The organism is Paludibacter propionicigenes WB4 (assembly GCF_000183135.1).
GTDB lineage: Bacteria > Bacteroidota > Bacteroidia > Bacteroidales > Paludibacteraceae > Paludibacter > Paludibacter propionicigenes.
Genome location: NC_014734.1, coordinates 1194327 through 1212257, shown reverse-complemented (window position 1 = coordinate 1212257; position 17931 = coordinate 1194327). Strand labels below are relative to the sequence as shown.

The 17931-nt window shown below is 39.7% G+C and carries 9 protein-coding genes; 4 read left to right on the top strand and 5 right to left on the bottom strand.

Annotated elements, in window-relative coordinates; all coding sequences use genetic code 11:
- Nucleotides 1-66: 66 nt before the first annotated feature.
- Entirely contained in the window at nt 67-687 is a 621-nt protein-coding gene (locus PALPR_RS04975; protein ID WP_013444524.1) for a hypothetical protein, read from the bottom strand.
- Nucleotides 688-1181: 494 nt separating this feature from the next.
- On the opposite strand from PALPR_RS04975, the gene PALPR_RS04970 reads away from it, so the two are divergent.
- Entirely contained in the window at nt 1182-2117 is a 936-nt protein-coding gene (locus PALPR_RS04970) for a ketopantoate reductase family protein (protein WP_013444523.1), read from the top strand.
- Between the two features lie 345 nt (nt 2118-2462).
- Here the strand turns inward: PALPR_RS04970 and PALPR_RS04965 are convergent, their stop codons facing one another.
- On the bottom strand, nt 2463-3089 hold the full coding sequence (locus PALPR_RS04965) for a carbonic anhydrase (protein WP_013444522.1): 627 nt from the start codon (nt 3087-3089) through the stop codon (nt 2463-2465).
- Between the two features lie 6 nt (nt 3090-3095).
- Nucleotides 3096-3521 (bottom strand): OsmC family protein, encoded by a 426-nt coding sequence (locus PALPR_RS04960; protein ID WP_013444521.1) that lies wholly within the window; start codon nt 3519-3521, stop codon nt 3096-3098.
- A gap of 125 nt (nt 3522-3646) precedes the next feature.
- On the opposite strand from PALPR_RS04960, the gene PALPR_RS04955 reads away from it, so the two are divergent.
- Nucleotides 3647-4747, top strand: coding sequence for a lactonase family protein (locus PALPR_RS04955; protein ID WP_013444520.1), 1101 nt, complete (start codon nt 3647-3649; stop codon nt 4745-4747).
- Between the two features lie 76 nt (nt 4748-4823).
- On the opposite strand, the gene PALPR_RS04950 is transcribed toward PALPR_RS04955, so the two are convergent.
- Both PALPR_RS04950 and PALPR_RS04945 read right to left on the bottom strand, forming a co-directional pair.
- A complete protein-coding gene (locus PALPR_RS04950; RefSeq protein WP_013444519.1) occupies nt 4824-8336 on the bottom strand; it encodes a bifunctional proline dehydrogenase/L-glutamate gamma-semialdehyde dehydrogenase in 3513 nt (1170 codons plus the stop codon).
- Between the two features lie 422 nt (nt 8337-8758).
- On the bottom strand, nt 8759-9433 hold the full coding sequence (locus tag PALPR_RS04945) for a superoxide dismutase (protein WP_013444518.1): 675 nt from the start codon (nt 9431-9433) through the stop codon (nt 8759-8761).
- A 252-nt stretch (nt 9434-9685) separates the two neighbouring features.
- Between PALPR_RS04945 and ruvA the strand changes: the two genes are divergently transcribed.
- Together ruvA and sov are read left to right on the top strand one after the other, a co-directional pair.
- Entirely contained in the window at nt 9686-10276 is a 591-nt protein-coding gene (gene ruvA, locus PALPR_RS04940) for a Holliday junction branch migration protein RuvA (RefSeq protein WP_013444517.1), read from the top strand.
- Between the two features lie 92 nt (nt 10277-10368).
- Nucleotides 10369-17823 carry a T9SS outer membrane translocon Sov/SprA gene (gene sov, locus PALPR_RS04935; RefSeq protein WP_013444516.1) on the top strand — a complete coding sequence of 2485 codons (7455 nt, stop codon included), beginning with the start codon at nt 10369-10371 and terminating at the stop codon, nt 17821-17823.
- The last annotated feature ends 108 nt before the right edge of the window (nt 17824-17931 follow it).

Sequence of the window (17931 nt, the reverse complement as noted above, 5' to 3'; positions counted from 1 at the left end):
GCACGTCAGTCAGCCAATGTACATAGAGAGTGTGTTATATGCTAGTTCATTGTTTCAACATGTATGTTATAATTCTTTTAATAAGAAATATATAGGTTTATAAATGCCTCCAAATCCTAATCTTGGATAAAAGTCCAAATGTGAACTTTCCATATTTATTTCTCTAAATGCGAGCAGTGCCTTTTCAATTGAAAATAATTTTGAATTACTTTCAATATAGTCTAGAATCTCACTATTATTGACAAAATAAATACTTGCCGATTTTGGGTTAAATGATTCGTTCTCCTTAATTCCAATTGACATATCCTCGTCCTTTTCTAATTTAAGCTTTACCCAAATAAATTCAGGATTGTCGCTAAGTTCCCAAAAGTTTTTCACCAAAGGGCAGCATGCAATAATTGGAATTCCTAATTTAAGTCCGCTAGAAGCTCCTGCAATAATTTGAGCATTAATTTTGAACTCAATATCATTGCTTTTCGTTGTTAGTTTTGGTCGTCTTGGGTATATTTCCAAAATTTTAAATTGGTCATTCTTATGTAAATACTTTGAGATATTACTTCCTTCTCTTGTCATCCACGGGAATATTGGAGTTACATATTTGAATTTTTCTTTCAATATGTTTTTCATATAAGGTGCTATAGATAAGCCAATCGTATATTCTCCGATAAAACTTTTCGCTTCATTCATAATTTAGTTTTAATTTAAGTATTAAGGATTAATTTGTCATAAAGCCCACAAATGTTCATTTTTTTATTTGCATTGCACATAACACATGTATATACTGAGCATAATTAGGATATACACAGTTGTACTGGGCACATATCACTTATATCTACTATATTTACCCTCCCCTTTGTTTGCAACAAGCTGTTAATAATATCACCACTAAACTATCGTTCTAAATCATGGAAAAGAAAATTCCAGCCCCAAAGATAAAAACATTCTTTTATAAATTCAATCATTGTATTAATTTTTTTAATTCACACAACGAAGATGTATTAGCTTAAAGCAGCACACAGCCTTCTGTGACCTAAGTCTTTTTCTCTCATGATTTCTATGTGTTCTATTGTGGAAAAATATATCATTAAATATTAGTAACTACTTAAATTTAGCTGCTGTTTTTACGGTATTCTCTCTGGAATTGGCTAACTTTGCACGCAGTTTTTTAAGGATAAACAAATATGAAAATAAAAGTTGCAATTGTAGGACTCGGAGGAGTAGGAGGGTATTACGGCGGAATGCTGGCAAAAAAGTATGCAGATGATCCCAATGTTGAAATTTACTTTGTGGCACGTGGAGCGCACCTCAAAAAAGTGCAGGAAAACGGCCTGACCCTGATAACAGAAGAAGGAACTTTTCAGGTACATCCCGCTCTGGCTACAGACAATGTCACCGAAATAGGCGTTGCCGATTATATTATCCTGACTCCCAAAAGTTATGATCTGGAATCGACAGTGACTCAGATAAAACCCATGGTAGGGCCTCATACAGTTATCGTGCCCCTGCTGAATGGTATCGATAATTCGGCTAGAATCAGAACCTTATTGCCCGGTACCGAGGTATGGCAGGGCTGTTGCTACATTGTGGCACGTCTTAACGAACCGGGTGTGGTAGAAAGTTCTGGCGGGCTGCACCGGTTCCACTTTGGATATGAATTCAAACAAAACAACGATCGTCTGGCCAGTTTCGAGATAATGTTGAAAGCGGCGGGAATTGATGCTTACTTTCACGAAAAGATTATGCACGTTATCTGGACAAAATTCTTTTTCATCTCGGCCACAGCTTCACTCACCTCTTATTTTGATGTAAGCTTTGGTGCTTTACTTACCGACGAGGTTCGCAAAGCGACGCTTATCGGTTTGTTGGAAGAATTGCTCCTGATATCCAATGCTGAAGGTGCCGAAATAGAACGTACGGTGATTGATAAGGTTATTCATCAACTGGAAAAACTTCCTTTCGAAACCACTGCATCCATGCACAGCGATTTTAAAGCAGGCAAAAACACCGAAGTACAGGGACTGACGGGCAGTGTTGTTGAGCTCGGAAAAAAACACGGCATCGCAACGCCAATTTATGAGAAAGTATACGCCGAGCTGAAAAGCCGGATGAACCGGTAAAAGCGGAGAACAAAAAACGGGGCAGCTTAACTGAGCGCCCCGTTTTTTTTATGCTATAACATGAGTTCGAATAAGTAAATTTCTTATGATTAAATGGAACTTAGTTCTAGAATCCTGAAAGGATTCAATTTGAATAACCGCGGGTGTAACCCGTGGTATAAGTATAAAATATTCAGAACCCCGAATGGGGTTCAATGTGTAAATAAATTATATTGAACCCCATTTGGGGTTCATATTCAAGTTTAGTTTTATCCACGGGTTGCACCCGTGGTTATTTACATTCAAGTCCTTTGGACTTAAAAAAGTAGAGTTGTAGAAATTTGATAGCCTTATATCGAACTCATATTATACTATCCTGTATATTTCCATAATATTCTCCAATATCTTTTCAAAATCAATTTTCAGGTCAATGAGTGCACCGCTATGGACATCAAACACCCAACCGTGTACGGTAAGCTGTCTTTCCTTTATGGCGCGCTGCACATCGGGCGTTTTAATCACATTCACACACTGTTCCTGCACGTTAAGTTCCACCAACCGTTTGTATTTTTCTTCTTCATCTGTAACAGTGTCGAGTTCCGCTTTATGAAGCCTGTACACATCCCGAATGTTCCGTAGCCAGGGGTTCAATATGCCCAGGTCTGCCGACTGCATGGCGGCTTTTACACCATTGCAGTAGTAATGTCCGCAAACCACAATGTGCTGAACTTTCAGGTGACTAACAGCATAATTGATAACAGACATGGCGCTCATATCCGTATTGGGCACCATATTACCAATATTTCGGTGAACAAAAACTTCGCCGGGCTGCGCACCCATCAATTCTTCGGTGCTTACCCTACTGTCGGAACAGCCGATATACAAAATGTGAGGTTTCTGACCTAAAGATAATTTTTTGAAATAATCTTTGTCCGTTTTTAGTTTTTCGTTGACCCAACGCTGGTTATTTTCAAAAATGTATCGTATTTCCATTTATGTTTATGATTCAATAATTTTGATTTCCGATGTCACTTCAATGGCTTTCCGATAAAGTGCTTCTACACCACAGTAGGTTTCTTCCGACATGCGAACTGCTTTTTCAAGCTTGTCCAGGGGAAGATCTTTACCCGTAAATTCGTAAATAACATGCATTTTTGTATAATGTTTCGGATGTTCGTCGGCCACATCTCCCTGCACTTCGATGTTTACTTTCTCTATGTTTACGCGCATTTTCTGCAAAATAGACACCACATCCATACCCGTACATCCGCTCAGAGCCACCAATTGCAGTTTCTTGGGGCTTGCTCCTGAATTTTGTCCACCACCTTCCGTTGTGGCATCCATCATTACTTTGTGTCCATTTACATCGGCTTCAAAAGCCATATTACCTTTCCATTCGGTTCTGATTACATGCTTGTCTGACATTTTTCTTGTTCTTTATAGTGTTGTTTGACTACGAAAATAACGTTATTTCTTCTGACATTGTTTTTCGTTCAAATAATTCTTGAAAAATATGTACTTTTGAAACTGATTAAAATACATTCTTAAATATGAAACGAATAGACTTACTACTAATAATTGCGCTGCTCCAAACTTTATCGGTTCAAAGTCAGAGTTACCATTTGTTGATTGGCACGTATACCAATCCTGACAAGAGTCAGGGAATATATTCCTACAATATCAATCTGAAAACCTGTGCTTTTACCCAGCAATCGGATGCCAAAGGAATTAGCAATCCAAGCTTTTTGGCACTTACACCCGATAAGAAATATGTGTATTCGGTCAGCGAAAATGGTGACGCCAGTTCTGCCAACGCTTTTCAATTTGATAGCAAAACAGGCAAGCTGACTTTTTTGAATACCTACCTGACTAAAGGTGCCGATCCTTGTTACATTGCAACAACCCCCGATCATGTATTTACTGCGAATTATTCAGGAGGAAGTGTTTCTGTTTTTGGTCGTAAGGCGGATGGGTCTCTGACCGATGCTTTGCAGATAATTCAGCATGTAGGGAAAAGTGTCAATGCAGAGCGTCAAGGAGAACCTCACGTGCATCAAATCATTGTTTCGCCCGATAAAAAATATACGCTGGTCAATGATTTGGGTACCGATAAAGTAACCGTGTATGCTTATAATCCGTTGGCAAAAACGGATATTCTGACTCCGGTCGATACCTTGAATGTAAAACCGGGAAGCGGTCCGCGTCATTCGGTTTTTACGAAAGACGGCAAAAGGCTGTATCTGGTTCACGAAATAGACGGAACGGTTTCGGTGTTGGGAATGAAAAACGGAAAGCTGAAATTGTTACAGGAAACCACGCTCGATCGTAAAGCTGGCACTGTAAACGGAGCTGCCGACATTCATCTTTCGCCCGACGAAAAATACCTGTATGCTACCAATCGTGGATCGGCCGATGATATTACCTGTTTTGCGGTAGCTGCGGATGGAAAACTGCGGTTTAAACAACAAATACCTACAGGAGGTAAAATGCCTCGCAACTTCGCTATTACACCCGATGGACAATATGTTTTTGTCGGTCATCAAACCACAGATAACATTGTGATCTTTAAACGTAATATTCAAACCGGTTTACTTCGCAATACAAGAAAACAAATCAAAGTCGGTTCGCCGGTTTGTCTGTTGTTTTATTAATGACCAAATAAAAAAATCACTTTTCCAAAGTATTATACTTCGGAAAAGTGATTTTTCTTTTTTCTATAGATTTCTCTTATACTTCTTCCGTAATACTACCGTAACGGTGATATTCAAAAGCAATGCTTTGTTCTTTCAGGTAATGAAGCAATTCCAATCGTCCTTCAACAAGTGGTTTCGCCGTAGCAACATATTTGCCCAATACGGCTGCTTTGCGGTAAAATTCGGCCGAAAGCTGATCGGAGCAGGTGCGAATGCGTTCGTAATCGTTCATGCCGTTTAAAAATTCCGTTTCCGTCTGTACAACTAAAATCCATTCTTTTTGCGTGAATGATTTCAGCATGTCCAATTTCGGATCTTTCGGATCGATGCTCAACGTAACCGGTGTTTTCGCAATCTGAGCTGCAGCCAGTATCATAAATATATCGCTTGCTGCGTCAGCAGGCTGAACTCTCAAAGCAACACTTCTCAATGCTAAATAGCGGAAAGTATTTTTCTCACCCATCAATTGATGAATGTCTTTTTCCTCCGAAAACTCGTTTTTCATGTTTTCAATGTAGCTGGCCACCGCTGCTTGGAAACGGGCATTTTCATCGGCATTCAGTTTCGACGAGAAATCCTTGAATTCGGCGGTTGTTTTTACTGAGGTTGATACCTGAGCATTTTCCGCGATATTGACAAAGCACGAAACATAATTACGTCCACCGGCTTTAATGCCACCACCAAATGCCGATCGTTTCATTCCACCGAATGGTTGGCGGTTTACAATGGCACCGGTAATTCCACGGTTTATATACAGATTTCCTGCTTCAATGCTGTTTTTCCATAATAATTGTTCTTCCTCATCCAGACTTTGCAAGCCCGAAGTCAGCCCGTATTCCGACGAGTTTACCAGGTTGATTCCTTGTTGTAAATCATCAATACAAACCACAGCCAACAGCGGTGCAAAAAGTTCGTTTTTGAATGTATAGCTATCGGGTTTTACGCCCCATTTTACACATGGTTTCAGAATATAACGTTTCTCATCGGCAAACTCGGGTTTCACCAACCACCATTCGCCTGCTTCCAAATGATCGATGGCATAAAGCAGCTTGTCGTTTTCATTCGTAATCATCGGACCGACTACATTGCCACCGTTCCACACACCACCGGTGTGCATGCTGGTTACTGCGTCTATCAGTTTTGTTTTGAAGTCGGGATCATTGTAAACTTCTTTTTCAAGTAATAACAACGAACAAGCCGAACATTTTTGACCGGCATTGCTGAATGCCGACGTAACTATGTTCTGAATAGCATGATCACGGTCGCCACTGGAGGTAAGAATAATGGCATTCTTTCCACCCGTTTCGGCCGATAACGGACAAGTCGGATTGTTTTCGAGTAAGCGGAAAGCGGTGTCGGTACCACCGGTCAGAATAATATGTTTGATGGATGGATGCGCACTCAAATAATTCAACGGTTCGCGACCATCGGTGCAGACTACCTGCAGTGCATCTTTCGGTACACCTGCCTCCCAAAAGCATTTGGCAAATTCCCAGGCCACGGGCAATGCCACTGTGGCGGGTTTTAATATTACACTGTTGCCACCGGTAAGTGCTGCTGCAACTCCTCCAACGGGAATGGCCAATGGAAAATTCCAGGGTGGAATAACCAGTACAATTCCTTTTGGTGTGATGGCTATTGATTTCAATTCCATAAAACTTTTCATGGAAACAGGGTAGAAGCGACAAAAATCGATGGCTTCCGAAACTTCTACATCGCCTTCGCCAAAAGTTTTGCCTGTAATGGCCGACATGCAACCAATTAAATGTCCACGACTCTTGGCTAAATTGTCAGCCGCTTTGTGCAGTATTATATTCCGTTCGTCTAAAGTTGTTTTTCTCCAGTTCGACGAATCGGTTTCGGCTGTGGTCAGAATTTCTTTTACTTGTTCCATATTCGACAACGCTGCTTCGCAAACACACACTTCTTCTTGTTGGCTGCGGTCGATATAGCGGAATCTCTTTTCCGAACTTACTTCTTTGTCTCCTATCTGAACCGGAATCTGATAGGGCTTATCGGTTGCCGACTTTTTCCATTCGGTGCGGATTGTATCTGCCCAGAGTCTGTTTGGTTTTAAATCAAAGTTTGTATCCGGTTCGTTGTGGAAGGTGTTGTAATCTTTGTCGGTTGTTTCCGGCTCTTTATTTCTGTCTTGTGTACGGAATGGTTTTGCTTCTACTTTATCTTTCAAGGCAAAAGCTTCCAGAAATTGTTTTTGCAGGAAATTCCATTGTTCACTATCATATTTGAGGTTGAATGAGTAGCTCAGGAAGTTATCTTTACCGGTGTTTTCATCCAACCGGCGTACCAAATAAGAAACAGCATTGAGGAAATGTTCGTTTTTTACCACCGGCGTGTACAGAATAATCTGTTTGCCCAGATTTCGCATCACACGTGGCAAGTGATTGGCCATACCTTCCAGCATCTCGAAAGTAACTCCGTCTTCAACGCCATTTTTTGTACTTAATAAATAAGCGTAGCCAATGCTGAAAAAGTTATGAGAAGCAACGCCGATATGCAAGGCTTTTGTGTTTTCGGGTTCCATTGCCCGGTCCAGAATGTGAAGATAGTTTGCATCAACATTTGTTTTAGTCCGAAGAACCGGATTTTCCCAGCCTTTGAGTGATGAAACGATAGATTCCATCTGAAGGTTAGCTCCTTTTACCAAACGCATTTTTAATGGAACACCGCCTTCGGCTATCCGTTTCTTTGCAAATTCGAGCAATTCAGTCTGGAAATTCCAGGCATCGGGCAGATAAGCCTGAACGACAATTCCGGCCGAGTAGCTTTTAAACCGAGGAAGACTTAAAACGGTTTTGAAAACATCAAGCGTGAGCTCGGTATCTTTGTATTCTTCCATGTCCAGATTGACAAACTTGGAGCTTGAAACTCCATTTTCGTCGATATACGGATAATCGATGGATTGCTGATAGATACGGGTTAATCGTTCACAAAGTTCAATTTTGTTTTGCTCATAGTTGAACGGATTTATCTGAGCATAAATTCCGGATATTTTAATGGAAATATAATTTATTTGCGGATCTTTCAGCGCTTCGAGGTAATGGTGGTAACGATGATCGGCCTCGCCATCGCCCAAAACCACTTCACCCAGCAGATTCACATTTTGTCCGATCTTTTGTTGTCTGCGTGTTGAGAGATGTTGATTCAAAAAAGAAGCTTCTTCGTTGATAATTACTTTTGCTGTGTCCGAACGAAGGCGATATTTGATAATGGGAACTGCAATGTAGTGAAATCGATAACCAAAACTTGTGAATAATTTGAAAAGGAAAGTGTCCGTAGAACTTAGAAATTTTGGAATGCCATACTGTTGGACTAGAATTTTAATACGTAGCGCCAACTTTTTGTTATCGTGAATTTGCGACGACTCGTCAAGCATTTTTGAGAGCAGTGTTTTGTCACCCGGATTCTGGATGAGAATGGCATACTTTTTTTGCTCCTTTAATTCATCGTTTGTAATCTCTTTTTCTGATTTGCTAAGAAAACTTTTTGCCCACTCAAGGACCTCGGTAGAACTAATTTTTTCCATAAAAGCTACATTGTTTAAATTCATCTGCAAGATAATTGAAAAGAATGAAATATGTATAAATATTAGATTTTTTTTATGATTATCCGTGCTTTTACCTAAGGCATTAAAATCTTCTTAGAACAATGAATATGTCGGTGCGCTGCAGCTCAAAATTCTATAATAATTACGTTTCTACAAATATCTCGGGACGCTGTCCCTCTTTAAGTTTGCCAAATGGTGCAGAGCACCTAAATCTTTGAAGAATAATGAGACCTAAAAACGAAAGAGGTGCAGAGCACCGGCATATATTTTCTTACATCATGTATAGGCAACAAAACGGATATTCATATTTTTTTATAACCAATTACTCCAAACTAAAAATCCTGCGAAGCACGCAGGATTTTTAGTTGTTTCTTAAGGATAGAAAGGAGTTTTTGAATTATTTATTGCTCGATTAACTGTTCTACTTTAGTCCAGTTTACTACACTCCAAAATGCCTTTGCATATGCTGCGCGTTTGTTTTGATATTTTAGGTAGTAAGCGTGTTCCCATACATCGAGTGCCAGTACCGGTTTTCCTTTAATCTCGGCATTGGGCATAAGTGAGTTGTCCTGATTCGGCGTAGAAATTATGCGCAATTTTCCGGCAGGATCTTTTATAAGCCAGGCCCATCCTGAGCCGAACCGTCCGGCGGCAGCTTTCTCAAATTCGGCTTTGAACGCATCCACACTTCCGAAATTTTCACTCAGAATTTTTTCGAGTTTAGGGGACATAGTGGCTGTTCCGGCAGGTGCCATTATTTCCCAAAAGAAGGAGTGGTTGTAAACCCCGCCACCGTTATTTCTGACAGCAGTCTGAATGTCGGCAGGCAGCGTGTTCAGAGTCTGAATAAGCTCTACGAGACTTTTTTTGTACAGCTCGGGATTTTTCTCCAGTGCTTTGTTCAGGTTGCTCACATAAGTTGCGTGATGCAAATCATGATGAATATGCATCGTTACACTATCGATATACGGCTCCAAAGCATCGTATTTATACGGTAAATTTGGCAATTTGTACTGCCCGAAACCGAGTATGGAAAATGAAATAAGCAGCAATAAAAGGATGTTTAATCGTTTCATAATTTATAATTTCAAATTTTAATTAGTGCATTTATTTGACTAGATAACAATCCATCAAAGAATTTTGTTGTAATTAGCCCGGAATAAGGGTATTTTTGTGTTTAAATAATACTATTTCAATAAAATTAGCGTTATCTATTTTGCGACATTTAATACCTTTTTTTGATTTCAAATTAGTATTTGTTGTACACAGATAAATTAAGTATATTTGCATGTTAAGAAAATAAATAATTACCTTCGCATTTATAATACATGATAGACTATATAAAAGGTGAAATATCAGAGCTTACTCCGGCTTATGTTGTACTGGAAACAGCTGGAATCGGCTATTTTATTCATATCACTTTACCTACTTTTTCGTTTTTGGGAGAGCATACTTCGGCTAAGCTATATGTTTATGAGTCAATAAGAGAAGATGCACATGTTCTTTACGGATTTCGCCTACAAAGTGAACGTCAGCTGTTTTTATTGCTGATTTCAGTTTCGGGTATCGGTGCCAATACCGCCCGAATGATTATGTCATCCTATTCGGCTCAGGAGATTCAGGATATGATTGCTTCCGGCAATGTTTCTGCTTTAAATGCAATAAAAGGAATCGGAACGAAGACGGCGCAGAGAATTATTGTGGATTTAAAAGACAAAATAATGAAAAGTGCGGGTGGAAGTGAGATCATCAGCTTAGTTCCGAATGTACAGAATGAGAAAAAAGAGGAGGCTGTTTCGGCTTTGGTTATGTTAGGTTTCGCGGCATCTGCTTCGCAAAAAGTAGTTGATAAAATTGTTCAGGAACAACCGGCGCTCAAAGTGGAACAACTCATTAAACTGGCGTTGAAAATGATGTAGTAACCAATTCAGCTAAATGAATATCTATTTGAATAACGAACCTTAACGAACTTTGATTTTGCATTATTAACAGTGCAATACTTTTGATATCTATGATTTTTTCAAATAAAACAATTTCTATTCTGGTTTTCTGTTGTATTATACTCAGTTCTACTTATGCCTTAGTGGCCGGAACTCAGCATTCTACAACAGATTCTTCATTAGCGCAAATACCTCAGTCTCCCGCCGACACCGCACAGCCTATTAAACCGAAATTTTCGGTGAAACCGATCACACAAAATACTTACGAAGAGCTTAACGCAAAATATCCGATGGATGCTCCCAGACCGGATAACGTGAAATCGGTTGTGGAATACGATACAAAATCCGGAAACTATATTCTGAGGATACTTGCCGGAAACAATGAAATTGCCACTCCTTTTTTGATGACCGATCAGGAATATAAAAAGTATTCTGCTCAAAAGGAGATGCAAAACTACTGGAAAGAGAAAAACAACAAAGCTGGAATTGCCAATGAGGATAAGTATTCCAAATCAGATTTGAAGTTCGATATAGGTCCTGCCGATAAAGTTTTTGGTCCCGGAGGTGTACAATTAAAAACTCAGGGATCTGCCGAACTGATTTTTGGGTATAAAACCAATAAAATTGATAATCCGGCATTGACGGAACAAATGAGAAAATCAAACATTTTTGATTTTAATGAAAAGATACAGCTTAATGTCACCGGAACTGTTGGTGATAAAGTCAATTTCGGACTGAATTACAACACCGAATCCAGTTACGATTTTGACCAGAAAATGGTGAAACTGGCGTACAAAGGCAAGGAAGATGATATTATAAAAAGTATTGAAGCCGGAAATGTAAGCATGCCGCTCAATAGTTCGTTAATAACGGGAAGTACGGCATTGTTTGGTATTAAAAGCGAAATGCAGTTCGGTCGGTTAAACGTAACAGCCATTGCCTCGCAGCAAGAGTCCCAAACACAAACCGTAAGCTCCAAAGGTGGTTTGCAAACAACCAAATTTGATATTCCGATTGACAATTACGATGATAACCGACACTTCTTTCTGGCACATTATTTCAGGGATAATTTTGAGCCTTGGATGAGCAAGCTTCCCTATGTGTCTTCGGGGATAACCATCAACCGAATGGAAGTTTGGGTTACCAACAAACGTGGAAACTACGATCAGGCTCGCAACATAATCGCTTTCATGGATTTGGCAGAGACCAAGGTCATTGACAACAGTCACTGGGTGGCTCCTACACCCAACATTATTCCGTTTAATAAGGCTAACACACTTTACTCCGAAGTTACGGGGTTGGGTGGAGTGAGGGATGTACAACAGACAAACTCTATTTTATCGACAGCTTATGGCGCGTTGGGAATCAATGGGGGTGAGGATTATGAAAAAATTGAGAGTGCCCGTAGACTTGACCCTGCGGAATATACTTTTAGTCCCGATTTGGGATTTATATCATTAAAAACGGCATTGAACCCGGATGAAGTGTTGGGTGTGGCATACGAATATACTTACAAAGGTCAGGTGTATCAGGTTGGTGAGTTTTCTACCGATCCGATTACTGCACCGCAGGCGTTGGTTGTAAAATTGATAAAATCAACCACGCAATCGCCTCAGCTGGCTTCCTGGAAGCTGATGATGAAAAACGTGTATGATTTGGGAGCATTGCAGCTTCAGCCGGATAATTTTAAACTGGATGTAGTTTATCGGAATGATTCAATAGGAACAGAGCTTCAATATATTACAGAAGGAAATATAAAGAATAAAACCTTGTTGAAAGTAATGAATCTCGACAGGTTGGATTCCAAAAAATCTGTGGGACCGGACGGTAAGTTTGACTACGTGGAAGGATATACAGTACTTCCATCCACCGGTCGAATTATTTTTCCTGAACTTGAGCCTTTTGGCTCGTATTTGAAGGGAAAAATTGGTAATGACAATATTGCCAAAAATTACATTTATCCGGAACTTTATGATTCGACTTTGGTGGTTGCTCAGCAATACAGTGAAAGGAATAAATTCCGTCTGGTGGGGATGTATAAAGGTTCATCCGGTTCAGAAATAAAACTGAACGCAATGAATGTCCCCAGAGGATCGGTTGTGGTAACTGCCGGTGGAACGGTGCTGAAGGAAGGTGCTGATTACGTGGTCGATTACACGATGGGAACAGTAACTATTCTGAATAAATCTTTGATTGCTTCGGGAACCAATGTGGATGTAAAACTCGAGAACCAATCTGCTTTCAGTATGCAACGCAAGACTTTGCTTGGCACGCATCTAGAGTATAAATTCAATAAAGATTTTAGTCTTGGGGGTACCATTATGCACCTCTCCGAATCGCCTTTGACCACTAAAGTAAATACAGGCAACGAACCCATTTCCAATACCATTTGGGGTTTAAATACTTCCTGGCGAACAGAGTCTCAGTTTCTCACCAAAATGTTGAATGTATTTCCGTTTGTCAATGCTACAAAGCCATCGACAATTGCTGTCAATGCTGAGTTTGCTCAGTTAATACCGGGACATTCCAGAGTAGTCAGTTCGGCAGGGTTAGCTTATATCGATGATTTTGAATCAACACAAACATCCATTGATATACACTATCCGACAGGTTGGTATCTGGCCAGCACTCCTTATAATCCCGATCCTAAGAGTGCGCTTTTTCCGGAAGCAGCGTTAAGTGGCAATGTGAATTACGGAAAAAACAGAGCTTTGTTTTCCTGGTTTTATGTTGATCCTATTTTCAATAATAGCGATACGCGTTCCAATCCGGATTATATCAGATCAGATGAGGCACTTCAGTACAATAATCTTACGCGTAATGTGTTGGAGCAGGAAATTTTTCCATATAAACAAACCTTGGCTACTCAGTCTTCCCGAATGACTGTGTTGAATCTGTCATTCTATCCAAAAGAGCGCGGACCTTATAACCTGGATGTAAATCCAACGGCAATTTCAGCCGGTATGAATCCTGATGGAACACTGGCTAGTCCACGAAAACGTTGGGGAGGTATTATGCGAAGATTGGATGCCACAGATTTTGAAACTTCTAACATTGAATACATTGAATTCTGGATGATGGATCCGTACGTGAAGGATGGTTTATCGGCCGATAAATCGGGAGATTTATATTTCAATTTAGGTGATGTCAGTGAAGATATTCTGAAGGATGGGAAAAAATCTTTTGAAAACGGTATGCCTGCCGATGGCGATGTTTCTAAAACGGAAACAACCGTTTGGGGGCGTGTACCGAAAACGCAATCTACGGTTAATGCGTTTGATAATTCTCCCGGAGCTCGTAAAAATCAGGATATCGGATTGGATGGATTGTCATCAACAGATGAATTTATTTTTCCTACTTACAAGGATTATGTAGATGAGGTTAAAGCCCGGGTATCATCGGATGTTCTGGCCAAAATGCAAAGTAATCCTTTTTCTCCTCTAAAAGATCCCGCAGGAGATGATTACCACTTTTATCGTGGGTCTGATTATGATAAGGATCATCTCAGTATTCTGGATCGTTATAAGCATTTTAACGGACCTGAAGGAAACTCGCCTGATGCTAATAATGTGACAGAATCATACGGAACTTCTGCTACATCTATTCCTGATGGTGAAGATATTAGTGGCGACAATACAATGAATGAATACGAGAAGTATTATCAATACCACGTCAAAATAGATAAGAATGAAATGGTAATAGGTAAGAATTACATTACCGATAAAATTACGTCTACAATCAATGATGTAACCGGACCTGTAACCTGGTATCAGTTTAAAATTCCAATTCGTCAATACGATGACAAAATAGGAAGTATCCGGAACTTTAAGTCTATCAGATTTATTCGTATGTTCATGACCAATTTTGCAGATGAAGCTCATTTGCGTATGGCTACTCTCGATTTGGTCAAAGGAGAATGGCGAAGTTATACAAAACCGATAAATGGAGTTACATCAACCGGCACACTCGATGTACAGGCTGTAAATATCGAAGAAAATGGGAAAAGATCCCCGATAAAATATATTTTACCTCCGGGAGTTACCCGTGAAACTGACCCGGGTCAACCTCAGCTTATTCAGCAAAACGAACAGTCCATGGTTTTGCGTGTCAGTGACTTGTCGCCGGGAGATGCTAAGGGTGTATATAAAAATACAGCATACGATATGCGTCAGTACAAACGCTTGCAAATGTTTGTTCACGCAGAAAAGAAAGATCAGGCAGATAACCTGAAAGACCATGATTTAACCTGCTTCATTCGCCTTGGTTCGGATATGGTAAATAACTATTACGAGTATGAAATTCCGCTTCGTATTACTCCTCCGGGAGAATATTCGGGCAATAAGGTGTCTGATCAGGAAACAGTCTGGTATCCTGAAAACATGTTTGATTTCTCCTTCGATGTGTTGACTAATACAAAACTGAAACGAAATAAAGCAAAGCAAAACAATGTATCGAATGTTTCCAACCTTATTCCTTACATCGTTTACGATCCGGATAAACCGCTGAATAAGGTAACAGTAGTTGGGAATCCTTCCATTTCCGATGTTGAAAATATAATGATTGGTATCAGGAATCGCAGTAGTTCAAACAAGTCGGGCGAAATATGGGTGAATGAGATGCGTATGTCCGAATTTGATGAATCGGGCGGTTGGGCAGGTATGGCCAATGTGGCTGTTGGTTTATCCGATGTAGGGACTATGAATCTGTCAGGAAGAGTAGAAACTGCCGGCTATGGAGGTATCGAGAGCAATGTAAACACCAGAAGGCTTGATGATTTGTATCAGGTGAACTTTTCAACAGCTTTGGAATTAGGCAGATTTTTGCCAGAAAAGGCTAAACTTAAAATACCGGCATATTACTCCTATTCCAACGAAACGCTTTCTCCTAAATATAATCCGCTTGATGAGGATGTTTTGCTTTCGGATGCTTTGAATAATTCAGATAACAAGACGTTTAAAGATTCATTGAAATTAATGTCCCAAACTGTCAGCACATCCAAGAGTTTTAATATAACAGGTGCCAAAGTAAACATTAAAAGCGAAAAACCTAAGTTTTATGATCCGGCAAATGTGTCAATATCATATGCTTATACCGAAACGAATCAACATAGTCCTGAAGTAGAAAGTAATTTGATAAAAGATCAGAGAGGGACGATTGACTATAGTTTTTCCTTCAATCCAACTCCTGTTGAGCCTTTCAAAAATGTAAAAGCGCTTAATAGTCCTGTATTGAGATTGATCAAGGATTTCAATTTCAATTACTTGCCGACTTCGTTAAGTATGAGCTCTGATATGAACCGCCAGTATTCGCAGGTCAAACTGCGGAACTTAAGCGGAAACTCAACAGGCATACTCGATTTGAATTCCAGCCGGGATTTTATGTGGAACAGGCAGTTTAATCTTAAATGGGACTTAACTAAATCTATAAGTCTGGAACTCCAAACAGCCATGAATGCAAGCATTATAGAACCGAGGCTTACACCCGAAATAGGCAAGCAATACTATGAATCGTGGAGAGATACGGTTTGGTCAAATATTAAGAAACTGGGAGAACCCTATAATTATCAGCAGGTATTCAATGCATCGTGGAAACTTCCTATTGACAAACTTCCTATGATGGATTGGGTTACCGGAAATGCCAGTTATAATTCCAACTATAAATGGAATAAGACTGCAAAAATTGAGGGTGCAACTAACTTAGGTAATGTAGCAACTACAATGGGTGCATGGCAATTGGATGGAGCTTTTAATCTCGAAAATCTTTACAATAAATCCAAGTATCTGAAAGATGTGAACCGCCGATACAGTGCTCAGTCAACATTAGGTAGACCCAAGTTTCAGTCCAGAACATACACTCAGAATGTGAATCTAGAAAGGAATAAGACGTTAACGATCAATCACAGATTGGGTAGTGAGAAGTTTAAATTTACTGCTGTGGATAAAACAGGGAAGTCCATACCGGTCAATTATAAGATAAAAAATGCTACTACCATTGAAATCACGCCGACGCTAAAAGCCGATAGTGTGCTGCTTACTTTGGTAAGTCTCGATCCAAATGTTCAGTCAGGAGCGCAGTCTAGCCTCGATTTTGCAGTGAGGGCATTGATGATGGTAAGAAAAGTTACATTTACTTACAGAGAGTCCAACAGTATGGTATTACCCGGATTTAAATACCAACCAAACTTCTTAGGTCAGCAAAATGTGGATGGTGTAATGTCGCCCGGATACGGTTTTGTTTTCGGATTTGCCGATATCAATACCATCAAGAGTATGAAAGATAAAGACTGGCTGGTATCAAATGATACCGTGGTGACACCGGCTACCCTTGCTTATACATCCGACTTGGATATCAAAATCAACTTAGAGCCGGTCACGGGTTTCAAGATTGAATTGAATGCTAAACGTTATCAGGCAAAAAACACATCAATTCAGTACATGTTCACTGATATGCCGCTGAATTATACGGGTAGTTATAACATCACGCTTATGGCCTTGTCCACATCGTTTAAACCTATGGGCACAGCTCAGAATAATTATAAATCAGAGCTTTTTGATAAATTTCTGGCTAATCGCAAAGTAATAGCTGACAGATTAAACAGCAAACTTGTGGGTACCCGATACCCTGAATCCGGCTTTTTGAAAGCGAATAATTTGGGAGGTACTGACTATAATTCTACTTTGGGAGCGTATGATTTAAATTCTACCGATGTACTTATTCCCGCATTTTTGTCAGCATACACCGGGCGTAATGTAAATTCAGTGAGTACAAATCCGTTTCTTTCATTACTGAGCATTATGCCTAACTGGCGAGCAAGTTATGATGGTCTGACGAATATTCCATGGATAAAGAATCATTTTAAATCAGTAAGTCTTACGCATGCGTATACCTGTAAGTATAGCATAGGTTCTTACACTTCATATTCTACCTGGGTAGGTATGGATGGTGACAACTCCGCACTGGGCTATATTCGCGATGTGCAAAGTGATTTAAATGCCATACCGTCTTCACCTTACAATATTTCAGATGTGTCTCTTTCCGAACAATTTGTTCCACTTATAGGTTTAAATGTAGCTTTCAAAAACAGTACAAAAGGAAACAATATGACCGGCAAACTGGAGTTCCGTAAGCAACGCACCATGGTATTGAATTTATCGAGTACACAGCTTATTGAAACCGGAAGTAATGAATATGTAGTTGGTCTGGGTTATACGCTCAAGGATTTTGATGTTATTCTCCGGTTGAAATCAGACAAACAAACCAAGGTTAAAAATGATTTGAAATTAAGTGCCGATGTTTCATATAAAGATCTTAAAACCTTGTTACGCAAAGTGGAAGAAAATATAACACAGGCCTCGAGTGGTAACAAAGTTTACACGCTGAAGGTTATGGCTGACTATGTTTTCAGCTCTAAACTCAATATCCAGTTATTCTATGATCGTCAGTCGAGCACGCCACTTATTTCATCTTCTTATCCAGTTTCGTCAACCAATTTTGGTGTAAGCTTTAAATTCATGCTGGTTCGATAAATTCAGCGTGGGCTTGTTCATTTTGTCCTGATTATTGTCATAAAACACATATTTATGACATTCTGCCACCTCATTTCTGCCAAAAAAGGAAAGTGGGTGTTTTGGCAA